We start from the raw sequence: 24,139 nt of genomic DNA, 5'->3' as shown, positions 1-24,139 counted from the left end.
TTTGCCTGTAGCTGTGATGTAATTTTACCCGGATATAGTTAAGCATCCTCACTGATTATCTGAAAATATTAACGAATATTCTTGTTTTATTGCAAACGATTACACTGTAGCTGCAGGATCACTCCTATTCATTATCCTTGCTTTATTGCATTGTATAACGCTGTGTCGTTCTCATCCAGCCAGCGATAACTATCCAGAATTTCCACATCAATAGCCCCCTGCATAACAGGCTCAAATGCTTTTGGCACCCAACAAAAGAGCACCTCATCGCAATGTTCATGGCCATGATAATACCATGATCTCAGGCAAATCCAGGTATCTATTGGAGGCACATCAGCGATATCAACATAGTTTTTACTCTCTGCTACCGGTGCACCATCGCAGGTAGTACAGCCTATTTGAAACGTAAGGATCCTTCCCAAATTATCAATAGCTGATAAATCTATCGTATCAGCTTCATCTCTTTCAGCAATGGCCTGCTTAAACAATGTGCGGTAACTATCTGCATCCCTGTCGTCAATGTTCCAGCTGGGATATTCAAAGTTTAAATCAAATGCAGGAAGGCCATTCACTTTGGGATTAGTTTGCCTGAATACTTTACGATAATCATTTGTGTTATAATCAAAATCAGCTGCTAATTTTTCTGTCCATTTAATCACCTGCTTTATGCGCCGGATTAAGATATCCATTTCTTCATTGGTCAAGGCTCTCTGCGCTACATTCTTTTCCGAAAATAGCGGATAGTTTGTTTTATCTGATATCGGGAATGATTTTTTTTTGGGAAAGAAATGCCGGATAAGTACTATCACAATCTTTACAATGAAATAGAAGAGAAGTACGATACTAAAGCTCATTTATATTGACATTTAAAACTGTATAGGGTAATTCTCGCAGATGAATACATAATAATAAATATACATGTGATGCGTTTTCCCGACCCATTCCCGTGTGTTCATTTCCGTTAGCTATGCAAAAGAAATAAAAAAAATTTAGGAAAATTCAGGAAAATAATTACTTTTGCCCTCCCTTGAAAAGGGGAATTAGTTCTTCGGAACAGGTCCTATAGCTCAGTTGGTTAGAGCACCTGACTCATAATCAGGGGGTCCCTGGATCATGCCCAGGTGGGACCACGCAATAGAAAAGGCTTTCAGCGGTTTGGCGCTGAAAGCCTTTTCTCGTTTGCATACAATTTGCATACAACAGGCTTCAAAAGCATTCAGCCCATTCCCCTTTTTATGGACTCTAAAAAAAGACAGACTCACCTGTTTTTTCCAAAACATTTTGATTTAACAACTAGTTGAATTGGCTGTTTGTTTTATCAATGAACACAATCAAATCGAAATTTTTTGAAATGGACAGATTTTTATTTGCTGGAATACTTAATGCTCCAATCATTCTCATATCCAGCGATTGATTAAAAAATCTGCTTAAAACAGGGTCCTTCATAGAAGGATCAATTTCTATTATGAAATTTTTAAATTTGCATTGTTTGAAATAAAACTCATAGGCTTTATTTGAGTTAACCTCAGGGTAATAATGAGGCTGAAAACCCAACAGCGGTTTATTTTTTGCAACAAATACATTAACGTATACACTTCCTTCATTGAAATCTGTAGCTATCACGAAGTATTTCGAACCATATTGTTTATTGAGGTAGGTTCCCATTGAAGGGTTTTTATATAATTCGGTTTTGGCAACATGACCATTATGCGCCCAGATAATTAATTTATTATTTTTAGCTCTTTCTTTGATCCAAATCGCATTTATAGCCATATGTTCGTCTCTTGAGCCTATCTTAGTTTCATAATAGTGATCTACCAGTTGACTTAGTAAAACCAGGTAATGCTTATGAAGATCATTGGTTGTAATTTTTTGCAGGTTGCTTATTGTTACATTTAGGTTACTTATATCCGTTTTTTGTATTTTACTATATTCTGCAGTTTTAACTTTTTCTAATAGCTTTTTATCAGCCTCCTCAATAGCTGGAATTACACTTAGAATTTTATTGATCACGTTAACAAAACCCCTGGCTTCTAAACCATAAATATGAACTTTATCCTGATTGATTCTTGTTTTGTTATATTTTCTGAGCCACTCAATCATCGAACGGTTGGTGGCTATTATTTGAGATCCAGGTGAAAATACCAGACTATCAGTCCTGGAATTTATATACTCGTCAATATTTTCAATTGCAATAAAATCACTTTCCAAACCTATTGCTTTATAGCCCAGATTTGTTATTAGAAGGCGCAATAATCTGTCTTTATAATCAAAAACCTCACTAGTGCCGTGAGTGACTTCGCCTAAAGATATAATTTCCTTGTCTGCTATTGTTTTAGTCAAAAAGTCTATGTCTTCAAAGTTGCTGTCTGGCTTTAACGTTTCGATCGGCCTGATAATATTGTTTAAACTATATATAATCCGTTCCATACTTTCTTGAGCGAGTAAGTTTAATGGAAATAGGAAAACTGAAAAAATTAGTACTGAGATGTTAATTTTAGAATACTTCATAGAGAATTTACAATAATGAAAAATAAGAAAACATCCTTATCATCCCTATGCCTTCAGGATGATCATCAAAGATAAAGTAGTAACGTAACAACTATTTTTCATACTGATACCATGATTTCAGGCATCCCTTTTACATTTACGCTGTTTTGTTTCATAATAATCCGGGATGTATATTTGATACATGTTTTCGAAAACCAAGCTGGGTTGACTAAATACGATTTTAAGTATGAATTTGGTTAAAATTAGCAGGGGCCTCTGTTTTAGACGCAATTAGCAATAACTGAAAATAACTGGAAATACCACTTTGGGGAACTCTTAATCAGGAGGACCTGGATCATACCCAGGTGGGACACAGAAAATTCGAGAAAGGCTTTTAGCGGTAAAAACGCTAAAAGCCTTTTTCTTTGTATTCAATTTACATCTCTTATGCAAGGCATTAAAAATATCATATTCGATCTTGGTGGTGTTATTCTCAACATCAATTACCAACTCACCAACGACGCATTCGTAAACCTGGGCGTTAAAAATTTCAGTGAGCTGTATACGCAGTTCCATGCCTCCAATCTGTTTAATGACCTGGAAACAGGGCATATCACAGCAGCAGATTTTCTGGCTGAAATGCATAAACATGCTCCCGAAAACATAACGGACGCTCAGTTAACAGCTGCCTGGAATGCCATGTTGCTGGACTTTCCACTACAACGACTGCAATTACTGCAGCAGTTACGTCAACACTATAATCTTTATTTACTCAGTAATACCAATGCTATCCACCTGGATGCGTTCAATAATATACTGCAGCAGAGTAGGGGAATACCGTCGCTGGCCACATTCTTTGACAAAGCTTACTATTCTCATTTGATGGGACACCGCAAGCCGGATAAGGAATCTTACCAGATGGTATTGGATGAAAATGGCCTGATAGCCGCAGAAACACTCTTTGTTGATGATCTCCTGCCTAATATAGAAGGTGCTAAGGCAGTAGGGTTGCATACTATTCATCTGCAATCACCTAAAACGATCCTGGATATTTTTCGTCCGCAAAGTGCGGTATAATAAAAATGCCGGTGTTGAACCGGCATTTTTTATTTTATTTCTTCAAAGTCAATATAATCTCCTTTATCAGCAGGCTTCTGCTGAACAGGTGGTGCCTGCTGCTGGGAATTCCCTGGCTGCCCCCCTTGTTGTTCTTCATATTGTTGGCGCATATGCTGTTGCATATCGCTCATCTGTCTGCGCACTTGTTTCGTCACTTTATAGCCCGGTATGATTAAATCAAATACCAGTTTGTAAAGCAACCATGCAAAGAATATAGAAAGCAAAAATTTCAACATAATAGCGCGAAGTTAGCGGAATATCTATTCCGGCACCTTTATAATGGCTTCATTTTAAGGTTTTTTTAACTTTCCGGGAAGATAAAAGCGCTGGTCATGCGATCAGCATCGGATTTATTTTCAACAGATAAAGGCAGGCGCATTAGATATTTAAAAACAATATATGAAAGATGGCAGTGCTTCTGAGATAAATATTTATGTACAGAATAAAGAAATAGTTTTTCAATCCAAATAAAATCCTAATTTTGTACGAGGAAAAATGATTCAAACGAAGGGGACGAGATATTGTCCCCTTCGCGCTTTTTGTATGGCAAACGAACACTTGATAAAGGCTATCCGGGAAATGGCAGAAGGACTGCTGGCTAACGATCCCGACAATTTTTTGGTAGACATCAGAATTAAGCCCACAAACAATATAAAGCTCTTTTTAGACGGAGATAAAGGTGTGCCGGTGGGTAAACTGGTGTCATTTAACCGTCAGTTATATCCTTTGCTGGAAACGGCTGAACTGTTCCCCGACAACGATTTCTCCCTGGAAGTTTCCTCCCCCGGACTGGATGAACCGCTGATATTGCACAGACAATACCTTAAAAATATTGGACGCAAAGTGGAAGTAACCCTGCTGGATGGCTCCAAAAAGGAAGGGACATTGTTGGCAGTAACCGAAGAGATGATTAACATCGAAGAGGTTATTGGCAAAAAGAAAGAAAAGAAATCAACCGATTTACAACTAAATGAAATTAAGCACACGAAGGTGTGCATCGTGTTTTAAAATATAACAACTAAACATGGCTAGTATTAACTTGATTGAGTCATTTACCGAGTTCAAGGAGGCGGAAAATATTGACCGTCCTACATTGATGAAGGTCTTGGAGGATGTGTTCAAAACACTACTGCGGAAAAAGTATGGCTCAGATGAGAATTTTGACGTGATTGTAAATACCGAAAAAGGTGACCTTGAAATATTACGCCGTCGAACCATCGTTACTGATGGGGAAGTAGAAGATGATAATGCACAGATCGCGTATTCCGAAGCTATTAAAGTAGAACCGGATTACCAGGTAGGTGAAGATTTATATGAAGAAGTAGAGATCATGGATTTCGGCCGTAGGGCTATCCTGGCGGCTAAACAAACTTTGTCCGCCCGTATCGGTGATCTGAAAAAGAACATTCTTGTAAAGAAATATGCTGATAAAGCTGGTGAAATCGTAAACGGTGAAGTTTACCAGGTTTGGAAAAAAGAAGTTTTATTGCTTGATGATGAAGGGAATGAGTTAATTTTGCCTAAATCTGAACAAATCCCCACAGATTATTTCAAAAAAGGGGAGAATGTTAGAGCGGTGGTGAAGAAAGTAGAAATGAAGAATAACGCACCACTCATCATTCTCTCCCGCACACATCCATCCTTCCTGGCTAAATTGCTGGAAATTGAGGTGCCTGAGATCTTTGACGGGCTTATTGTAATCAAGAAAATCGTTCGTGAACCAGGGGAAAGAGCTAAAGTCGCCGTAGAATCCTACGATGACCGTATCGATCCGGTTGGAGCTTGTGTGGGTATGAAAGGTAGCCGCATACATGGTATCGTTCGCGAACTCAGAAATGAAAATATCGATATTATCAACTTTACCACCAACATTCAACTGTTGATTCAGCGTTCCTTAACACCTGCCAGGATCAGCCGCATGGAAGTGGATAACGAAAATAAATACGCTTCTGTTTATCTCAACCCTGATCAGGTTTCCCTGGCCATCGGTAAAAAAGGAGTAAACATCAAGCTGGCCTGCGAATTGACCGGTTTCGAAATTGATGTATTCCGTGATGAAGCACAGGAACAATCTGAATTCGATATCGATCTGGAAGAATTCTCAGATGAAATCGAAGAATGGATCATAGATGAATTGAAACGAATAGGTTGTGACACTGCCCGCAGCGTATTAGAGCTAACCGTTGAAGAACTGGTTCGCCGTTCCGATCTGGAAGAAGAGACAGTGCAGGATGTAAGAAGAATATTACAGGAAGAGTTTGACAAAGAATAAAGCCGAGCCACAACCCTTCCCAGGTAAAGGCCTTATTAGAAAGGGAATTGATTTTTTCGAGTTATTGTTTAAACGTAAAAAAGCATCCGCCTCTGGCGGAAACAGGGGAGGCCCGAAATACGATATGCCTGAAACAACAAACAACACACCACGATTGCTGGCTGCAGCCAAGGAGTTTAATATTGGTAAGGAAACCCTCATTGACTTCCTTGGCAATAAAGGCTTTGACATGGGTGGCTTTGGTTCTCCCAATGCCCGCCTCACGGCTGTTATGTACTCAGCTCTGCAGTCGGAATTCCAGCAGGACAAGGCTAACAAACGCAAAAGCGACCAGATAGCCCTCCCTAAAGGAAGCGTGTTAGAAACGATGAAGAAGAAGGAGAAGGAGGAAGCGGAAGCGGCGGCTAAAAAGAATACCACTAAAGAAAAAGAAGAAGCAGCCACTGCTCCTGTAGCAGAAGCGCCTAAACAGGAACCTAAGGCTGAACCTAAACCGGAGCCCGTTAAGGAAGCTCCTAAACAGGAAGCCCCGGTAGCTGCTGCGCCAGCACCACCACCACCACCTCCCGCGAAAGAGAAAGTAGAACCGAAACCAGCACCAGCGCCTCCCGTTGTTACAGCTCCCCCTGTTGCGGAAGTGCCTAAAGCACCGGTTACACCTCCTCCCGCTGAGCCAGAAGTAGTAAAAGCAGAGACGCCGAAAATAAACGGCCCTAAAGTCATTACTACTATTGACCTGGACGCATTAAACCGCAATAAAAAAACAGTTGCTAAAAAAGCAGAACCGGAAGCCCCGGCTCCGCAACCAGAGGCAGTAAAACCACCAGTACAGGAAGTAAAACCTGAACCGGTAACTCCTGCTCCTCCTGTTGCTGAAAAACAACCGGAACCTAAACCGGTGGCTGCCCCTCCTGTAAAGGAAGCAACTACAGCACCAACTGAAAAACCAGTGGAAAAAGCTGATATAGCCGAAAAAGTGGAAAAAGCTCCCGTAGCCGAAACCGCTCCACAGGCAGAGAAAGTAGCGAAAACAGAAAAGACCGATACGACAGAAAAAACGGAAAAAGCCGCACCGGTTGAAGATAAACCTGTAGTTAAAAAAGTGGAAGAAGTATTACAAGAGGCAAAACCGGCTGCAATTAAAGAACCGGCGCATATTCCTGTTAAACATGTCGTAAAGACTGAACATCGCAAACCCACTACTGCTGATAATAAAAACATCAGCCAGCCAACACCTCCTCCTTCTCCCGTAGTACCTGCTCCACAGGCACAACAGGATGAACCATCAGGCGCTGCTGTTATCGAAAATATTCAGGCCGAAAAATTAACCGGCCCTAAAGTAATCGGTAAAATAGAGCTGCCAGTTCAATCTGACAGACGCGATAACAATAAGAATAACTTTAGCAGGGACGAAAAACGCAAACGCAAGCGTATTATCGTGGAAAAGAAACCTGAACCCGTTCAGCCTAAAGATTTCAAAGAAGGTGACCGTAAAGACGGCCCTCCGGGTGAACATCGCCCACCTCATCAACATGACAGACAAGGCGGCAATCGCCCTCATCATGGTGGTGATAACCGTGCCGGTGGTGGCCATCAGGGCGGCGGAAATCGTCCACAAGGCGATAACCGGAACAATAATAACCGCCCAGGAGGCGGCGCTAACACCGGAACAACAGGTGGTGGTGGTTACAACAGACCAGCCGGACAAGGCGGTGGCTATAACAGGCCAGCCGGAACAGGCGGTCCAGGTGGTAACAGACCAGCCGGACAAGGTGGTGGTGGTTACAACCGTCCAGGCGGCGGCCCAGGCGGAAACAGACCCGCAGGTGGTGGTTATAACAGACCAGCCGGAACAGGTGGCGGTTATAACAGACCAGGCCAAGGCGGTCGCGATGACAAACGCACTACTGAAGAGAAAGAAATCGATAAAAACGAGATCCAGAATAAGATCAAGGAAACAATGGCCAAACTCGGTGGCGGTCGCGGTAAAAACGTGAAATCCAAACACCGTAGGGAGAAACGTGAGGAAAGAGCTCACCAGAAAGCCAAAGAAGGTAACGAAAACAATAAGCTCCAGGTTACAGAATTCGTATCTGTGAGCGAATTGGCCAACCTGATGGATGTAAGCTTCGCAGAAGTAATCTCCAAATGTATGGGCCTCGGTATCATGGTTTCCATTAACCAACGTCTGGATGCGGAAGTAATAGAACTGGTAGCTGGTGAATTTGGCTTTGAAGTTGAATTTATCGGACTGGAAGATGCGGAAGAAACAGATGATGATGATGAAGTAGATGCTCCTGAAGATCAGGAACCACGTGCTCCGATCGTTACCATCATGGGTCACGTAGATCATGGTAAAACATCCTTACTGGATTATATCCGTAGTGCCAACGTAGTAGCCGGTGAAGCAGGTGGCATCACCCAGCACATTGGTGCCTACCAGGTAACTACTGTAAGTGGCAAAAAAATCACCTTCCTCGATACACCTGGTCACGAAGCGTTTACCGCGATGCGTGCCCGTGGTGCCAAAGCAGCAGATATCGCTGTAATCGTTGTAGCGGCGGATGATGCTATCATGCCACAAACAAAAGAAGCTATCTCCCACTCTCAGGCTGCTGGCCTGCCAATGGTATTCGCTATCAATAAAGTGGATAAAGAAGGCTCCAACCCTGAAAAAATCAAAGAACAACTAGCCGGCATGAACCTCCTCGTAGAAGATTGGGGCGGTAAATACCAAAGCCAGGAGATATCTGCGAAAAACGGGTTGAATATTGATATTCTCCTTGAGAAATTATTGCTGGAAGCGGAATTGCTGGAATTGAAAGCTAACCCTAACAGGGAAGCATCCGGTAGCATCGTGGAAGCAACACTGGATAAAGGCCGCGGTTACGTAGCCTCCCTGCTGGTACAAAACGGTACCCTACGTCAGGGCGATACCATTGTATCCGGTTCCTTCTTCGGTAAAATCAAAGCCATGTTCAATGAACGCGGTCAGAAAATGGAAGAAGCAGGACCATCCATGCCAGTACAGGTACTCGGCTTGAATGGTGCACCACAGGCAGGTGAGAAGTTCAAAATGTTTACAGACGAATCTGAAGCCAAAGAAGTGGCCAACCGCAGAGCCCAGATCGTTCGCGAACAAGGTATCCGTACCAAGAAACATATCACACTGGATGAAATCGGTCGCCGTCTGGCACTGGGTAACTTTAAACAGCTGAACCTGATCATCAAGGCTGACTTTGATGGTTCCGTAGAAGCATTGAGTGACTCCCTGCAGAAACTGTCTACCGAAGAAATTGTGATCAGTATCGTACATAAAGCAGTAGGTCAGATTACAGAATCAGACGTATTGCTGGCAACCGCTTCTGATGCGATCATCCTCGGATTCCAGGTACGTCCTTCTTCCCAGGCTGCTAAGCTGGCGGAAAAAGAAAATATCGAAATCCGTAACTACTCTATCATCTATGACGCGATCGATGAAATCAAGAGCGCCATGGAAGGTATGTTGGAACCAAAAATCGAGAAGAAAGTGGTGTGCAACGTTCAGGTGCGCGAAACTTACAAATTCGAAAAAGTTACCGTGGCAGGTTGCTTCGTTACAGATGGCAAGCTGACAAGAAACACCCGTATCAACGTGGTGCGCGACGGTATCGTGGTTCACACAGGCGAGCTCGGCTCTCTGAAACGTTATAAAGATGACGTGAAAGAAGTAGCAGCCAACATGGAGTGCGGTTTGAGTGTTCGTGGATACAGTGACCTGAGACCTAACGATAACATCGAAGGTTTCGAAGAAGTAGAAGTAAAAAGAACCTTATAATAGGAAGCCATTAGCTTTTAGCTACTAGCTTTTAGTAAAAATGCAGCGAAGAAAAGAGCGATTATAGACAATTCTGTTAATCGCGATTTTCTTCGCTGTATTTTTTTTGCTAAACGCTAATAGCTAAAAGCTGGCTGCTTATCTAAACTTTTGTTAAATCCATCGACTTTACCTACAGACCTGATCTTTAATTGGTTATTTTTGAATTTTACCGCTTTTGTATGAAGAAACTTTTGGCATTATCCGCAGGCGCTTTGCTATTTTGGCAAGCTTCTACGGCCCAGCAAAAACTGGTGGCAGACAAAATTATCGGGGTTGTAGGGGATAAGATTATCCTCAAATCCGATATGGATGGCGCGCTCGCCGATCAGCAGCGTAATTCGGTAGACGGCAACATCTCTCCCGAAGCTGCCTGCAAAACCATGGAAATGCTGATTTCCCAAAAGGTGATGGTGCTCCAGGCAGAACGCGATAGCTTACCCGTGAGTGATGGTGATGTGGAAGCACAGATGGAAAACCGTATCCGCTACTTCGAGCAGATGTACGGTACCAAAGAGAAAATGAAGGAAATCACCGGCTACTCTATCTATCAGCTCCGCGAACGTTTCCGTACACCTATCAAAGAAGGTTTGCTGGCACAAGCTATGCGGAACAAGATCATTGAACCGGTAAAAGTAACGCCATCAGAAGTAAAACGTTTCTTCGATGCTATCCCTAAAGATAGTCTCAAGTTCTACGAATCAGAACTGGAAATAGGTACCATCGTGATACAGCCTAAAGCGACCCGCGAAATGGACCAATACGCTATTGACCGCCTGCTCGATTTCAAAAAACGGGTACTGAATAAAGAATCAGACTTTGGTTCACTGGCAATCCTCTACTCCGAAGACCCGGGTGTAAAAGATAATAAAGGTGTTTACGTATTAAATCGTAATGATAAAAACACGTGGGATCCTGACTTTCTGGCCGCAGCTTTCCGTTTAAAAGAAGGCGAAATATCTTCCCCCGTAAAATCTCAACATGGCTATCACCTGATACAAATGCTGAAACGCGCAGGAGATAATGTAACGGTACAGCACATCCTCGTAAGAGCAGCGGTAACCAAATCAGATCTCGCGTCAGGTACTACTAAACTGGATTCTATCCGCGCCAACATTCTGGCCGGTAAAATGACCTTCTCAGAAGCAGTATCCAAATACAGTGATGCAACAACGTCTAAATTCGATGGCGGTATGATCCAATCCAAAACTGGCGACGGTGGTACATTAATCACCATAGACCAACTGGATGATCCTGGTCAAAGAGATATCGTGCTGATGCTGGATACCCTGAAACCAGGCAAAATATCCGCTCCCGCACAGTTTACAGACGAAAACGGTCGCACTGCTATCCGTATCGTTTACCTGAAAACACGCACACAGCCACACAGAGAAAATCTCACGGATGATTATTCCCGCGTTCAGCAACGGACCCTGGATATTAAACGTGCAGAAGCTATCAACAAATGGCTCATTGAAAAAATACCAACGTTCTACGTACATGTAGATGACGAATATAAAAACTGTAATCACATCAGCCAGTGGATGGCTACCCTTGCGAAGCAGTAAAAAAGAATTACGAATTGCGAATTACGAATTACGGACCAAGCAGGTTATAAGTGTATAATTTTCACTCATATAACTCGCTTGGTCCGTAATTCGTAATTCGCAATTCGTAATTCTTTTTTTATTAGCGTACCTTTGCGACTTCAATTTTCTGCCATGAGTGATGCGATCAAACATGAATGCGGTCTGGCATTTATAAGATTAAGAAAACCGTTTTCCTACTACCAACAACAATATGGGACTGTTTTCTATGGGCTAAACAAACTGTACCTGCTCATGGAAAAACAACACAACAGAGGCCAGGACGGCGCTGGTGTGGCTACCGTAAAACTGAACACTGAGCCGGGCGTACCTTTCATGCAACGTATCCGCAGTGCTGCTCCACAAGCTATCGGAGATATTTTCGGTAAAATAAGAGATGAAATACAGGAAATAGAAAAATATCAGCCGGAAATCACCAAATATCCGGGTCTGATGAAAGGACACGTAAGGTTTTTGGGAGAACTGCTGATGGGGCACATCCGTTACGCTACCCAGGGTAAAAACAACGTGGAACTCTGCCATCCTTTTGTACGCTACAATACAATTCCTGCACGTAACCTGGCTATGGCCGGTAACTTTAACCTGGTAAATGCGGATGAACTGTTTAAGTTCTCTAAAGCGGAACCGGGAGAGGTGCACAAAAACAGCGATCTCGCGGCGATGCTGGAAGTGATACACCATTTCCTCGCCCAGGAAGATAATGAAGGCAGCAAAGAACTGGATATCAAAAAGATCCTGCAGCAGGCCTTCTCCATGTTTGATGGTGGTTACCACGCCTGCGGCCTCATTGGCTCCGGTGATGCCTTTGTAATCCGTGATGCACACGGTATCCGTCCTTCTTACTACTACGTAAATGATGATGTGATTGTAGCCGCTTCTGAAAGAGCTGCTATCCGCACCACTTTTAACGTAGGAGAAAATGAAGTGCTGGAACTCATGCCCGGTTGTGCATTGATTGTTAAAAACAATGGCGACTACGCTATAGAACAAATATTGGAACCTAAGGAACGTAAAGCCTGCAGCTTTGAAAGGATTTACTTCTCCCGCGGTAACGATGAAAAAATATACAAAGAACGTACTGCCCTCGGTCGCAATTTATCCGGTACGGTCCTCAAGGCCATCGATAATGACCTGCGCAATACTATCTTCTCCTTCATTCCTAATACCGCTGAAGTAGCCTTCTATGGCATGCTGAAAGGGTTGGAAGATTATCTCAACAAAATAAAAGTAGAGCGTATTCTTTCCTGGGATAAAGATTTTGATGCGGAGAAGCTCAATGAAATGATCAATCGTCGCATCCGCATTGATAAAATAGCGATCAAAGATGTGAAGATGCGCACCTTCATCACCGAAGATTCCAGCCGTAATGAAATGGTACAACACGTGTACGATATCACTTATGGTACGGTAAGACCCGGTATAGACTCCCTGGTAGTAATAGATGATTCCATTGTACGCGGTACTACTTTGAAAGAAAGTATAGTGAAAATGCTGGATCGTTTAGGACCTAAAAAGATCATTGTTGTATCTTCTGCTCCGCAAATCCGCTATCCGGACTGCTACGGTATTGATATGAGCAAGATGGGCGATTTTGTGGCCTTCCAGGCAGCTATCGAACTCCTGAAGGACAATGGCAAGGAACATATACTCCAGGAAGCTTACGGCCTGTGTAAAGAACTGTCACGCACTAATACCCTGCATGCTCAGAATGTGGTGAAGAATATTTATAAACCATTTACACCGGAACAGATTTCTGCTAAGATTGCTGAAATCCTGACTCCTCCCAGCATCCGCGCAGAAGTAGAAGTGATCTATCAGTCTATTGAAAGTTTACATGATGCTTGTCCGAATAACCTGGGCGACTGGTACTTTACCGGTAATTACCCTACACCGGGTGGTAATCGTGTAGTAAATAAAGCGTTCATGAACTACATGGAAGGCAAGAACGAAAGAGGATATTAATCATTTTCAGATGTTATAAATTAGATAGATAGTTATCGAAAAAAATATTTTTCGGTAACTATCTATCTAAATCAAAAATTTCGAAGATCTGTAAATATTATTCCATGTTAATTTTATCTTAAATAATCCCTCCCCAACTGGCATTATAAGCCTAACAAGTTAACTTCCTTTAAAATCAGTATTTTCGTTTTCAGCAAACTATCGGTTTTCTACCCATGAAAACATTATTACTCATTCGTCATGCAAAATCCAGCTGGACTGATCCGGACATGGATGACTTTGACAGACCCCTCAACAAACGGGGAAAACAAAATGCTCCGGAAATGGCCCAAAGGCTTATTACCCGCGGCATGGTACCCGAATTGGTTATTGCCAGTCCTGCTAAACGCACACGATCCACCGCAAAAATAATGGCCAATGAATGGAAATACCCCAGACAGGCGATTTTGCTGGAAGAAGAACTTTATCTCTGCTACGCCGCTACCTTCCTGAAAGTAATCACAAAAATTGATGATGATTTCAATACCGTAGCCATGTTTGCACACAATCCGGGTATAACTGATTTCGCCAATTATCTGACAGAAGAAATCAGGATAGACAATGTACCTACCGCTGGTATCTTCGGCATTCAGGCAGATACAGACAGCTGGAAAGATTTTGATCTGGCAAAGAAAAAGTTCCTCTTCTTCGAATATCCACGCAAGGACTAACCTTTCACAATTTTATTATACGAAACAGTAATGCCTTTGATCAGTGAAGAACTGAATCCCTGGTGTTCCATCTCGTTCAAACCTGCTATAGTACAACCTTTGGGGGTTGTTACCTTATCTATCTCTTCTTCCGGATGACGGTTTTCCCGGATCAGTAATTCAGCAGCACCCTTTACCGTTTGCGCAGCAATAAGACTGGCAGTGCGCACATCAAAACCTATTTCAATACCTCCCTGGATATTAGCGCGGATGTAACGCAGTGCAAAGGCAATACCACAGGCTCCCAATACGGTAGCCGCATCCATGAGTTTCTCATCAATGCTTACAGTAGCTCCCAGCTGATCAAACATAGTTTTAACATAGCGGATCTGTTCTTCTGTAACGTGCTTGTGCGAAATACAGGTAATAGATTCCTGTATGGCAATAGCTGTATTGGGCATGGCACGTACCACCGGCATGCCTGGTACAATATGCTCCAGGTCATCAATGCTTACACCCGTAACAACACTGATCAGGATATGCTTTGCAGGATCAAAAACATCCTTGAACTCCTGCAATACTTCCCGCACATTGTAGGGCTTTAAGGCTACTACAATCACTTCCGCCTGACGGATAGCAACGGCATTGTCTGTTTCTATCTGCACACCTGCATCACGCAGGGCCGTGAGTGTACCTGTGTTACGCTTGGTAACGATGATATCACCGGCCTTTGAAAAACCGCTCTTCAGCAATCCCTGGGCAATGGCCGAGCCCAGATTTCCTCCACCTATAATGGCTATTTTTTTGGCTGACATAAAAAATTATGTTTACACTATAAATCCTACGGAAGGTATAACAAATGATGCATTGATGCAAACCGTAGCGTATTCCTTAACTTGCATATATGCAGGCATCACAAATAGCAGCTGCGTTCTACGCCAGGATAAAAGAAGCACACGGCATACAAAACACGGAAGAAAAAACCCGTCACTATAAACTGATACTGGAAAACCTTTTCCGGGAGCTGACCAGGAAAGAAAGCCGGTCTTTCGGGAACCTGTTTGCACGAATGCAATACTTCTTTGATAAACAGGTGGTACCACCAGATATTCATCAGCAGCTCACTGCATTACGCATACTAACGAATAAGGCTACACGTGGTTTGTTTCCATTGGATGAAACAGAACACCTGCTCTGCATAAAAGCCCTCACAGCAGCTGTTTCCTGGTGCTACCACGTACCGGTACCGGCTGTTCTGGAGGATATCTATACTGCTGCCGGCACCAATAAATTATCGCTGGCATACCAGCACCGGCCAGGTAGTTTAACCCTGCTCAAATGTATGATTACATCAGTAGGAGTGCTAACTACCGGTGCGCACGGGAAATATACTTTTCTGCTGGATGTAAAAAATGATGAGCAGGGCGATTTTCAGCTGCAACTGGAAAACATGGAATCCGTTACGGTGGTGTCTTTACATGGCCTGTTACGCCCATACGACACCATCCACGTACTGCATTGCCGGCAGGGAGTTGCCGGGCACGAATATGCCACTACCACGGAAAGCCAGGTGGTACTGGAACCTGACCTGTTAATCGACATCAGCGATCTGGCAGAATGTTTTACACATAAAGGCGCCAACCGCCTGTTATACCTTGTTAAAAAACTAACACCACAACAATCCAGTCCCGCAGCTTTTAAGGGAAACCTCGTAAACGCCCTCCTGGATGAAATGCTGCGTAATAAAGAAATAGATTTCAAGACTTCTTTTGTAGAAGCAGTAGCGGAAAACGTGCTCCAGGCAGCTGCCTATGGAAAAGAAAAGCTGAATGAAATGTTCCGCGATATCCGTCATCAGCACTGGGGCAACCTGCACAATACAGTAAAGGAGCTACAGGATAAACCGGTACGTATAGAGCCCACATTCTTTTCTGCACAATACGGCCTGCAAGGGCGTCTGGATCTGATGGCGGAAGATGATACCGATGATTATCGTAAAGAAATATTTGAGTTAAAAAGCGGCAAGGCACCGGATTTCAATACCTGGAAGAACCACGAGATGCAGGTGGTAGGCTATAACCTCCTGTTACGTTCTGCTTTTGGCCGGCAGCGAAAAGGTAGTTCTGCTATCCTATATTCCGCTGCTGCAGCTAATCCGCTACGAAATGTAAGCAGTACCCATCTCACAGAAAATGATTTATTGCTGTTACGCAATGAAGTAGTGGCCATGCTGTTAAGATTGGCTGGTGGAGAGTTTGAGGTGTTATCTACCATATCATCTGCTGCTGCATTGGGCCTACCCGGTTTCAGCGCGGTGCATTTCACCGCTTTTGAACAGGCATGGCAAACAGCATCACCGGTTGCAAAAGCTTACTATCAGCAGTTCCTGGCGTTTATGCTGCGGGAGTACCTGCAGGCAAAATGCGGCATGTTTTCCGAAATTAACCGGGAAGATGATACCGACGGATTTGCTGCACTCTGGCTGCAACACGAAGCTGATAAGCTGGCACGTTTCAACATTATTCCCGGTCTGCGTTTCCGCGAATTTGATACGGTGAACAGTTCGGTATTATTTGATATAGTCGTGCCCGTTAGTCATAATTTCCGCAAGAACGATACCGCCATTATTTATCCCCGCACCAGCACGGAATTGCAGCCCATGCAGCAACAGCTGCTGAAAGGCAGAATTGAGGAACTGGGGAAAGATAAACTCAGCTTCTCACTGAATAACCGGCAAATGACGCTGGATTTTTTCCGGCAGTATGATGAGTGGATTATTGAGCACGATATTTACGAATCCAATTACTGGACCGCAGCGGCTTCTTTGTTTCATGTTATCTCCCCGCAATACCAGGAGCGCACCAATATGTTGCTGGGACTTCAAACACCTCGCTGGCATCCACTACAACATGCTACTCCTGCTATGTTTAACAGCAACCAGGAACAAATTGTAAAACAAGCACTGGAGGCACAGGATTATTACCTGCTGCAGGGACCACCGGGTACCGGCAAAACATCTTCTCTGCTCACCACTATCGTAGGAGAGATGGTAAAGCAAAATAATTATGTCATCATTGTGGCCTTCACCAATAAAGCAGTAGAAGAAATCTGCATTAAGCTGGAGGCAAAAAATATCGCACACCTGCGTATGGGTGGCCGTAGCTCCGAAGCCTCACTGAAGCTACGGCAGTATTGCCTGGATGGCTCACTGGATGAAGCACGGAGCTACATTACCAGTCAGCATGTATTTGTTGCCACTGTTGCCACCATGGCTACCCGCCTGGATTTGCTAATGATGATGGGGATTCCTACTGATACACTGATTGTAGACGAAGCCTCTCAACTCACAGAGCCGCAGCTACTGGGCCTGTTGATGCCTTTCCGGAAGTTCATTCTGATAGGTGATCAGAACCAGTTACCACCAGTGGTAGCACAGGAGGAATATTTTTGCCGGGTAAAAGAACCTTACCTGCAGGAACTGGGTATCCACGACCTGCGCTCTTCTATTTTTGAGCGGTTGATGCAGCGGTGTAAAACCCAGCATTGGCGCCATGCATGGGGTATGTTAAACACACATTTCCGGATGCATGATAACATCGCCGAACTGGTGAACCATTATTATGCAGGACAGTTATCTTCCGGCAGAGATGTTCAAAAGGCCTCCTTTGATATACACCCTGATCATGAAAATATAGGGTGGGAGCGGGTGTTGTCGCTGGGTAGAAAAGTGTTTATTCCCAGTCCGTATGAGGCGACTTCCAAAATGAATAAAACCGAAGCCACCTGGGTGGTATCCTTATTACACCATCTGAAAAGCAGGTATGGCGCAGATTTCAGTAAAGACACGGTTGGTGTGGTTACACCATGGCGTACACAGATCAGCTTAATCCGTGAGTTGATTGCAGATGATGAAGTGTTGCAACAAATAAATATTGATACGGTAGAAAGATTCCAGGGCTCTGAAAACGATATTATCATTGTTTCCCTGGCGGTATATCATGCCGCCCAGGTACATACCCTGCAGTGTTTGGGGCAGTTTAAATGGGAAGAAGAGCAGATAGAGGTAGACCGTAAGTTGTTAGTAACGTTGTCGCGTGCACGAAAACAGGTGATCCTGATAGGGCATGAGCCGGTATTAAAGGAGAGTGCGCATTACCGGAAAGTGTTGGGGGAAATGATCAGGGGGCAGCTTTAAATAACTATGGCCACACCAGAAGTGCAGCCACAGTTTAGACAACATCATATGATCAGTCCTGGCAAGCCAGGCTTTAATCCAATGTTACATGCGCCCAGTTTTCACCGCTTTTGATACGGTATAGCTGCATTTCGCTGATATCAAACTGTTCAGCAATCTGCTTCATAGTTTTTTTACCGGGCTTTGTCAGCAGGCGTTTAATATTCTTCACTTTGCTCACATTCAGCTTCAGTCCTTTAATACGGTTGCGTTGCTTTTCTTTGTAGGCCAGCTTAGCAGGGCTTTTTTGCTGATGTTCTTCCATTTCCTCTTTGGTTGCCCATTGGAGGTTAGTTGCTTTATTATTTTTTTTATCGTAGTCCAGGTGAATCACATATTTGTGTGCCCGTCCTCCTTTTTTACTGAAAAGTTTGGCGACCTCGCGGTGCAAATAGAGTGACTGGTAGCTATCGGCCGGCTTTACATTTAAAACCGTATAGCCTTCTACGGTAGAACCCGTGAGCAGCTTACCATCTTCCGTACTTTCATGATAACTGATCACTCTCCCCATGTTGGAAACGGCGTATTTTTTACGCAGGGCAGATTTGTTTTTAATCTGTAAGTCTTTCCAGACTTCATTTTTCAGATTTTTAATTGTGGTCATGTGAAAGCAATTTTTATAATTTTTTATATTCTGGGGTTTTTCCGTTTATCCGTAAACGTTACAACCGGCCATTTCAGTATTAACCGGCAGAAAATCATGTGCAGCTAACTGGGGAGCAGCCCTTTCGAATATATGATCTTTGTATTGTAACACTACTGCGTCTAATACTTCTTCGATCTCTGCTAATGTATTGTAAGTTACTAATTGTTGTCTGAATTCCTTTATATGTGGTAGTCCTTTGAGGTAATTTGTATAATGGCGGCGCATTTCCAGTATGCCTACTATTTCACCTTTCCAGGAAACTGAGTGGTGCAGGTGCTTTTTACAAACTTCTACTCTTTCCAAAACAGTTGGAGGGGGCAAATGTTCGCCAGTCTTCATAAAATGCTTAATCTCTTTGAAAATCCAGGGATAGCCAATAGCAGCGCGGCCTATCATTACCCCATCTACGCCATATTTTTGTCTCGCAGCGATTACTTGTTCCGGCGTACATATGTCACCGTTACCAAAGATAGGAATTTGTATGCGGGGATTGTTTTTTACTTTTCCGATCAAAGTCCAGTCAGCACTCCCTTTGTACATCTGTGTACGGGTACGACCATGAATGGTTAGTGCCTTGATGCCCACGTCCTGCAGCCTTTCTGCCACTTCTTCAATATTTTTTGTTTCGTCATCCCAGCCCAGACGGGTTTTAACAGTTACCGGCAGCCGGGTAGCTTTTACTACGGCAGCAGTAAGTTTTATCATTTTAGGGATGTCTTTCAGGATGCCGGCACCGGCACCTTTACAAGCCACTTTCTTTACCGGGCAGCCAAAATTGATGTCCAGCAAATCAGGATTGGTAGCTTCCACAATTTGTGCAGCCAGGGACAGGGAGTCTTCATCTCCCCCAAAAATCTGGATACCTACCGGACGTTCGTAGTCGAAAATGTCCAGCTTTTTCCGGCTTTTGATGGCATCACGTATAAGCCCCTCCGAAGATATGAATTCAGTATACATGAGATCGGCCCCATTATCCTTGCACACCGCACGAAAAGGCGGATCGCTCACATCTTCCATGGGCGCCAGTAACAAAGGGAATTCTCCCAGTTCAATATTTCCTATCTTCACCATAATTTATATAACCACTGCCGGTTTAGCCGTAGTTATTATTTTAATGTTTTATATACTATTCGTTTACAAAGCAGGAGTTTGCAGTGACTGCCACTTATTTTCAGCAGCAAAAAACAAGGTGATGAGCATTAAGTAAATCTGCCATGTTACTGCAAAACTGGAATTCGCGCTGTAAATTTACGCAAATTTAATACAGTAATTCTTTATGACCGGTTATCTGAAGCAGTCTCCGACTTTCTTACAGTTTGTTACCTTTCTCGGTTTTTTCTTTGGGTTCTTCGCGGTGTACATCGCTGCGCTGGGCTATATAACTCCAATAATGACAGGCCGCGACCTGGCAGCACTTCAAAACGGGAACCTGACAGATCCTAACCTGATCGGCTATCTGAAAATAACACAATTCTTTTACACTATCGTCGCATACTTTGTACCAGCAGCCCTTTTTGCTTACCTGTGGCAGCCTTATCCCATGCGTTATATCGGGTTAAAGTCAGCCCCTAAGGGGTTACAGATCATCCTGGCCCTGCTGGCGATGTATGGCGCACTTCCGCTCGCCGGATGGCTGAGCGAATGGAACCAAACCTGGCCGGTGCCTCAGGCTGCACGTGATATGCAGGCCCAGGCAGAAAAGCTGATCGGGGTAATGCTGCAGATGCCAACATTAAAAGATCTTTTCATCAACCTTATACTGGTGGCCATTGTTCCGGCCATCGCAGAAGAGCTTTTTTTCAGAGGTATATTACAACGCCTCCTGATTAGAAGCACCCGTAAAGTTTGGCTGAGTGTATTCATCACAGCTATCTTATTCAGTGCTGTACACGGTGAGTTACTGGGCTTCCTGCCCCGTGTGGTACTGGGTTTTGCGCTGGGCGCCATTTATGTTATCAGTGGCAACTTATGGTTAAGCATCCTTGCACATATCATGAACAATGGTTTGCAAATTGTGTGGATGTACTTTTTTCAGCATGGCATGACAAAGGAAGATCCCTCAAAAGACACGCCGATAGCGTGGTATTTTGTGGCATTAAGTATTCCTGTAACCATTGGGCTGTTTTGGGCGTTAAGTAAAAAGTCGACACCCATGCCCATGATAGAGGTAGTAAAAGAAGAAGAGGAGGAGATAAACGAAGACGAAAATTTGTAATCTAAAAGATATTAAAGCTATTATTATGGAAAAAGGTTGGGTTAAAATATTTTCCAGTGACCGGCCCTTCGAGGCAGAAATAGTGAAAGGGATGCTCCTGGATAATGGAATTGATGCCATTTTACTAAACAGACAATCATCTTCTTACACTTTCCTGCTACCTGGCCAGGCAGAATTATATGTGCATGAAACCCAGGAGGAAACGGCTAAAAGCCTGGTGCATCATCACAACAATCTGCCTACCGGAGACGCCAACGAAGTGGATTCCAAATAGGTGATTTGCTCTATCGGGTAATTTTGTACACTTTTGCGGGTAGCATAGCATTTAATCAACAGATTTAAGCACAATGAAGACATTTTTTACCCGCACTGCCTCTGCGCTTGTGTTTGTGGCAGTGATGCTGGGAGGAATTTTATGGGCTGACTATACTTTTTTCCTGCTTTTTTTCCTGATAGGCTGTTTAGCCCTGCAGGAATATTTTAAGTTATTACGCTTAATAGACACCGATTACGCCGCCATATCTTCCTGGCACAAGTGGGGTATAACGATAGCCGGAGCGGCAATCATACTTACCTTCACCGGGAAAAATTTTGAAATCGGGCATATTGCTACCGGCCTGATAGGCTGGTGGATAACAGTAATTTTCCTGCTGATACTGCCTTTGGGAGATGTTTTACTAAGCAAGGACTTTTCTTTGAAAAACATTGGCTACTCCGCCATAGGCCTTCTATATGTGATCATTCCTTTTGGTTTGCTCATACATATCAGGCTGAATGCCATCAACATCCATTATACAGCCAATGATGTAGGCACGGCCCCCGGATGGCTGATACCTTTGCTGCTCCTCATTTTCATCTGGATTAATGATACCATGGCCTACATTGTTGGGTCGCTGATAGGCCGTACTCCTTTCTTTCCGGCTATTTCTCCTAAAAAAACGATGGAAGGTTCAGTAGGCGGTATGATCCTCGCTGTAGCCACTGCAGGGATTTACGGCTACTTTTGGGGACAACAGTACCTGGCCTTACAACACTGGCTGGCACTGGCTGGCATAGCTGCTATATTCGGTACCATAGGTGATTTGATAGAGTCTAAACTAAAAAGAATGGCGGGCGTAAAAGACTCCGGGCGTATCATGCCCGGCCACGGCGGCTTCCTGGATCGTTTTGACTCGCTGCTGCTGGCAGCACCCTTTGCCTGGATCTACGTTCAATTCTTTATGATGGCTTAACAGAATTTCGTATTCCACAAAAAATGAATTGAAGTAACTTCGCATTACGATAAAACACATAAACCAATAAACTAACAAAAAACAATGAAGATCCATCGTGAAGGATTTGCTACCATTTCCCTTGTATTCCTGGTACTGGCGTTAATTAACGGAGCAGTATTTTACTGGTTTGGCAATGCGCCTGCGCTGTGCTGGACCGTTTCCATCATATCCCTGGCCTTTTTTCTGTTCATCGTATCATTTTTCCGTATACCAGCCAGACAATACACCGTGGGCGATTCACTGGTTATTTCTCCTTGTGATGGTAAAGTAGTAGTGATTGAAGAAGTGTATGAACCTGAGTATTTCAAAGATAAACGCCTGCAGGTATCTATTTTCATGAGTCCTGCCAATGTACATGTAAACAGGAACCCTATCAGCGGTACCGTGAAACTGTCGCAATACCACGCCGGTAAGTACCTGGTGGCCTGGCATCCTAAATCATCTACTGAAAATGAAAGACATTCTATCGTTATCGGTAATGGTAAAGCAGATATCCTGGTAAGACAAATTGCCGGTGCCCTGGCCCGCAGAATTGTAAACTACCTGAAACCGGGTATGCAGGTAACACAGAATGAAGAGATGGGCTTTATTAAATTCGGCTCCCGTGTGGATTTGTATCTGCCTATCGGAACAGCAGTGGCTGTTCAGCTGGAACAGGTAGTACAGGGCGGTATTTCCGTTATCGCTAAAATCTAGTATCTTAGTAATTAAACTGCATTATTATGACTAAAGTTTTTACCGGCGTTGCAGCCTTCTTATTTATGGCAGGAGTAGCGTTTGCCCAGGAGAAAACCCAAAGCAAACCTGCTGCGGACAAATCAACAAAGAAAACTTGTACTGCTACTAATTGCAAAACTACTGCAAAAGGTAAAAGCTGCTGTCAGCAGCCATCCAAAACAGCCAGCCTGAGAACGGCCGCTGCAAATAAGCCAAAAGCCAAAGCGCAATAAAAAATTACAAATTGTCAATTACGGTTATGAGCGAAGATTGTTTTGTGCCGTAATTGACAATTCGTAATTTAATTTATAATATCTCCTTCAGTTCTCTCAAATGCCCGATAGTATAAGTAGGCTTAAAATCTACTGGTGGTTTGGCAGGATTGAAATATACCTGGTCCATTCCCGCTCCGTGTGCGCCCTTAATATCGAGCTCCATAGCATCCCCGATCATAATACTTTCTCTCGCACTGGTACTGGCTTTGGTGATAGCATAATCAAAAATTTCCCGATAAGGTTTTAAGCTTCCGGCTATTTCGGAGGTGATAATGTGTGTGAAATAATGCGCAATACCTGCATTTTTCATTTTCAACAACTGTGTTTCTTCAAACCCATTTGTGATCATGTGCATCGGGTAATCCTTTGCTGCCAGGTAATCCAGCGTTTCTTTAGTTTCCGGGAACAATGCTGTTTTGTAGGGCAGTATTTCCAGGAACCCTTCACTGATCTTTTTGTTCAGTGCTTCATCACCTATTTTGAAATCCAGTAAGGTAAGACGGAAGCGCTTGTCGCGCAATTCATTACGTGTGATAAACCCTTTGCGGAAGCGGTCCCACAAACGTTCATTATGACCTACATAGGAGGTGGAAAATGCCTCAAATGAAGGCACCCCTCTGCTCTCTAAAGCGTGGCTGTTATACAGCTCCAGCAATGTTTCCTGTTCATTTGTTTCGAAGTCCCAGAGTGTGTGGTCCAGATCAAAGAAAATATGTTTGTATTTCATGACTGCGCAAAGGTACAAAATACTACACAGATGGGCCGGCACCCGGCCATTCATTC

At 43.6% G+C, this 24,139-nt stretch carries 20 protein-coding genes and 1 tRNA gene; 14 read left to right on the top strand and 7 right to left on the bottom strand.

Features of this window, described 5'->3' with window-relative positions; all coding sequences use genetic code 11:
• Window positions 1–131 precede the first annotated feature (131 nt).
• Window positions 132–854, bottom strand: coding sequence for a hypothetical protein (locus tag CLV51_RS03630; RefSeq protein WP_106526635.1), 723 nt, complete (start codon window positions 852–854; stop codon window positions 132–134).
• A 202-nt stretch (window positions 855–1,056) separates the two neighbouring features.
• Between CLV51_RS03630 and CLV51_RS03625 the strand changes: the two genes are divergently transcribed.
• A tRNA-Ile gene (locus CLV51_RS03625) sits at window positions 1,057–1,130 on the top strand.
• Window positions 1,131–1,293: 163 nt separating this feature from the next.
• On the opposite strand, the gene CLV51_RS03620 is transcribed toward CLV51_RS03625, so the two are convergent.
• The gene (locus tag CLV51_RS03620; protein ID WP_106526634.1) at window positions 1,294–2,511 is read right to left on the bottom strand and encodes an erythromycin esterase family protein; all 1,218 of its coding nucleotides are present in this window, start codon (window positions 2,509–2,511) and stop codon (window positions 1,294–1,296) included.
• 426 nt (window positions 2,512–2,937) lie between these two features.
• On the opposite strand from CLV51_RS03620, the gene CLV51_RS03615 reads away from it, so the two are divergent.
• Entirely contained in the window at window positions 2,938–3,567 is a 630-nt protein-coding gene (locus CLV51_RS03615) for an HAD family hydrolase (protein ID WP_106526633.1), read from the top strand.
• 29 nt (window positions 3,568–3,596) lie between these two features.
• Here the strand turns inward: CLV51_RS03615 and CLV51_RS03610 are convergent, their stop codons facing one another.
• Window positions 3,597–3,845, bottom strand: a complete 249-nt coding sequence (locus CLV51_RS03610; protein WP_106526632.1) for a hypothetical protein — start codon at window positions 3,843–3,845, stop codon at window positions 3,597–3,599.
• Between the two features lie 307 nt (window positions 3,846–4,152).
• Here CLV51_RS03610 and CLV51_RS03605 point away from each other — a divergent pair, with 307 nt between their 5' ends.
• The 6 genes from CLV51_RS03605 to CLV51_RS03580 all read left to right on the top strand — a co-directional run bounded on the left by CLV51_RS03605 (window position 4,153) and on the right by CLV51_RS03580 (window position 14,016).
• Entirely contained in the window at window positions 4,153–4,617 is a 465-nt protein-coding gene (locus CLV51_RS03605) for a ribosome maturation factor RimP (protein ID WP_245898611.1), read from the top strand.
• Between the two features lie 16 nt (window positions 4,618–4,633).
• Window positions 4,634–5,881, top strand: a complete 1,248-nt coding sequence (gene nusA, locus CLV51_RS03600; RefSeq protein ID WP_079471571.1) for a transcription termination factor NusA — start codon at window positions 4,634–4,636, stop codon at window positions 5,879–5,881.
• Window positions 5,868–9,698, top strand: coding sequence for a translation initiation factor IF-2 (gene infB / locus CLV51_RS03595; protein ID WP_245898610.1), 3,831 nt, complete (start codon window positions 5,868–5,870; stop codon window positions 9,696–9,698). Before nusA ends, infB begins: the two co-directional genes overlap by 14 nt.
• 221 nt (window positions 9,699–9,919) lie before the next feature.
• Complete coding sequence (locus CLV51_RS03590; RefSeq protein WP_106526630.1) at window positions 9,920–11,305, top strand: peptidylprolyl isomerase; 1,386 nt, start codon at window positions 9,920–9,922, stop codon at window positions 11,303–11,305.
• Between the two features lie 153 nt (window positions 11,306–11,458).
• Window positions 11,459–13,306, top strand: a complete 1,848-nt coding sequence (locus tag CLV51_RS03585; protein WP_106526629.1) for an amidophosphoribosyltransferase — start codon at window positions 11,459–11,461, stop codon at window positions 13,304–13,306.
• Between the two features lie 215 nt (window positions 13,307–13,521).
• Window positions 13,522–14,016 (top strand): SixA phosphatase family protein, encoded by a 495-nt coding sequence (locus tag CLV51_RS03580; protein ID WP_106526628.1) that lies wholly within the window; start codon window positions 13,522–13,524, stop codon window positions 14,014–14,016.
• Here CLV51_RS03580 and proC read toward each other — a convergent pair.
• A complete protein-coding gene (gene proC, locus CLV51_RS03575) occupies window positions 14,013–14,810 on the bottom strand; it encodes a pyrroline-5-carboxylate reductase (RefSeq protein ID WP_106526627.1) in 798 nt (265 codons plus the stop codon). The two genes, CLV51_RS03580 and proC, sit on opposite strands and share 4 nt — an antisense overlap.
• Window positions 14,811–14,899: 89 nt before the next feature.
• Here proC and CLV51_RS03570 point away from each other — a divergent pair, with 89 nt between their 5' ends.
• Window positions 14,900–18,190 carry an AAA domain-containing protein gene (locus tag CLV51_RS03570; RefSeq protein ID WP_106526626.1) on the top strand — a complete coding sequence of 1,097 codons (3,291 nt, stop codon included), beginning with the start codon at window positions 14,900–14,902 and terminating at the stop codon, window positions 18,188–18,190.
• A 73-nt stretch (window positions 18,191–18,263) separates the two neighbouring features.
• Here CLV51_RS03570 and CLV51_RS03565 read toward each other — a convergent pair whose 3' ends face one another.
• Both CLV51_RS03565 and dusB read right to left on the bottom strand, forming a co-directional pair.
• On the bottom strand, window positions 18,264–18,833 hold the full coding sequence (locus CLV51_RS03565) for an NUMOD4 domain-containing protein (protein ID WP_106526625.1): 570 nt from the start codon (window positions 18,831–18,833) through the stop codon (window positions 18,264–18,266).
• A 45-nt stretch (window positions 18,834–18,878) separates the two neighbouring features.
• Window positions 18,879–19,946 carry a tRNA dihydrouridine synthase DusB gene (gene dusB, locus CLV51_RS03560; protein WP_106526624.1) on the bottom strand — a complete coding sequence of 356 codons (1,068 nt, stop codon included), beginning with the start codon at window positions 19,944–19,946 and terminating at the stop codon, window positions 18,879–18,881.
• Window positions 19,947–20,151: 205 nt separating this feature from the next.
• Here dusB and CLV51_RS03555 point away from each other — a divergent pair, with 205 nt between their 5' ends.
• The 5 genes from CLV51_RS03555 (at window position 20,152) to CLV51_RS03535 (ending at window position 23,314) form a co-directional block, all read left to right on the top strand.
• Window positions 20,152–21,090 (top strand): CPBP family intramembrane glutamic endopeptidase, encoded by a 939-nt coding sequence (locus CLV51_RS03555; protein ID WP_106526623.1) that lies wholly within the window; start codon window positions 20,152–20,154, stop codon window positions 21,088–21,090.
• Window positions 21,091–21,115: 25 nt separating this feature from the next.
• Entirely contained in the window at window positions 21,116–21,364 is a 249-nt protein-coding gene (locus CLV51_RS03550; RefSeq protein ID WP_106526622.1) for a putative signal transducing protein, read from the top strand.
• Window positions 21,365–21,437: 73 nt separating this feature from the next.
• On the top strand, window positions 21,438–22,322 hold the full coding sequence (locus CLV51_RS03545; protein ID WP_106526621.1) for a phosphatidate cytidylyltransferase: 885 nt from the start codon (window positions 21,438–21,440) through the stop codon (window positions 22,320–22,322).
• 84 nt (window positions 22,323–22,406) lie between these two features.
• Window positions 22,407–23,060, top strand: a complete 654-nt coding sequence (locus tag CLV51_RS03540) for a phosphatidylserine decarboxylase family protein (protein ID WP_106526620.1) — start codon at window positions 22,407–22,409, stop codon at window positions 23,058–23,060.
• A 26-nt stretch (window positions 23,061–23,086) separates the two neighbouring features.
• The gene (locus CLV51_RS03535; RefSeq protein ID WP_106526619.1) at window positions 23,087–23,314 is read left to right on the top strand and encodes a hypothetical protein; all 228 of its coding nucleotides are present in this window, start codon (window positions 23,087–23,089) and stop codon (window positions 23,312–23,314) included.
• A gap of 73 nt (window positions 23,315–23,387) precedes the next feature.
• Here CLV51_RS03535 and CLV51_RS03530 read toward each other — a convergent pair whose 3' ends face one another.
• Window positions 23,388–24,083 carry a YjjG family noncanonical pyrimidine nucleotidase gene (locus CLV51_RS03530; protein WP_106527572.1) on the bottom strand — a complete coding sequence of 232 codons (696 nt, stop codon included), beginning with the start codon at window positions 24,081–24,083 and terminating at the stop codon, window positions 23,388–23,390.
• Window positions 24,084–24,139: the final 56 nt, after the last annotated feature.

It is taken from the genome of Chitinophaga niastensis, from assembly GCF_003014755.1.
GTDB lineage: Bacteria > Bacteroidota > Bacteroidia > Chitinophagales > Chitinophagaceae > Chitinophaga > Chitinophaga niastensis.
The sequence above is the reverse complement of the archived record's forward strand: the minus strand, read 5'-3'. Positions and strand labels throughout refer to the sequence as shown.

Coding starts and splice junctions, on each gene's coding strand:
- CLV51_RS03630 (WP_106526635.1), bottom strand. CDS start 854: ATGAGCTTTAGTATCGTACTTCTCTTCTATTTCATTGTAAAGATTGTG.
- CLV51_RS03620 (WP_106526634.1), bottom strand. CDS start 2,511: ATGAAGTATTCTAAAATTAACATCTCAGTACTAATTTTTTCAGTTTTC.
- CLV51_RS03615 (WP_106526633.1), top strand. CDS start 2,938: ATGCAAGGCATTAAAAATATCATATTCGATCTTGGTGGTGTTATTCTC.
- CLV51_RS03610 (WP_106526632.1), bottom strand. CDS start 3,845: ATGTTGAAATTTTTGCTTTCTATATTCTTTGCATGGTTGCTTTACAAA.
- CLV51_RS03605 (WP_245898611.1), top strand. CDS start 4,153: ATGGCAAACGAACACTTGATAAAGGCTATCCGGGAAATGGCAGAAGGA.
- nusA (WP_079471571.1), top strand. CDS start 4,634: ATGGCTAGTATTAACTTGATTGAGTCATTTACCGAGTTCAAGGAGGCG.
- CLV51_RS03590 (WP_106526630.1), top strand. CDS start 9,920: ATGAAGAAACTTTTGGCATTATCCGCAGGCGCTTTGCTATTTTGGCAA.
- CLV51_RS03585 (WP_106526629.1), top strand. CDS start 11,459: ATGAGTGATGCGATCAAACATGAATGCGGTCTGGCATTTATAAGATTA.
- CLV51_RS03580 (WP_106526628.1), top strand. CDS start 13,522: ATGAAAACATTATTACTCATTCGTCATGCAAAATCCAGCTGGACTGAT.
- proC (WP_106526627.1), bottom strand. CDS start 14,810: ATGTCAGCCAAAAAAATAGCCATTATAGGTGGAGGAAATCTGGGCTCG.
- CLV51_RS03570 (WP_106526626.1), top strand. CDS start 14,900: ATGCAGGCATCACAAATAGCAGCTGCGTTCTACGCCAGGATAAAAGAA.
- CLV51_RS03565 (WP_106526625.1), bottom strand. CDS start 18,833: ATGACCACAATTAAAAATCTGAAAAATGAAGTCTGGAAAGACTTACAG.
- dusB (WP_106526624.1), bottom strand. CDS start 19,946: ATGGTGAAGATAGGAAATATTGAACTGGGAGAATTCCCTTTGTTACTG.
- CLV51_RS03555 (WP_106526623.1), top strand. CDS start 20,152: ATGACCGGTTATCTGAAGCAGTCTCCGACTTTCTTACAGTTTGTTACC.
- CLV51_RS03550 (WP_106526622.1), top strand. CDS start 21,116: ATGGAAAAAGGTTGGGTTAAAATATTTTCCAGTGACCGGCCCTTCGAG.
- CLV51_RS03545 (WP_106526621.1), top strand. CDS start 21,438: ATGAAGACATTTTTTACCCGCACTGCCTCTGCGCTTGTGTTTGTGGCA.
- CLV51_RS03540 (WP_106526620.1), top strand. CDS start 22,407: ATGAAGATCCATCGTGAAGGATTTGCTACCATTTCCCTTGTATTCCTG.
- CLV51_RS03535 (WP_106526619.1), top strand. CDS start 23,087: ATGACTAAAGTTTTTACCGGCGTTGCAGCCTTCTTATTTATGGCAGGA.
- CLV51_RS03530 (WP_106527572.1), bottom strand. CDS start 24,083: ATGAAATACAAACATATTTTCTTTGATCTGGACCACACACTCTGGGAC.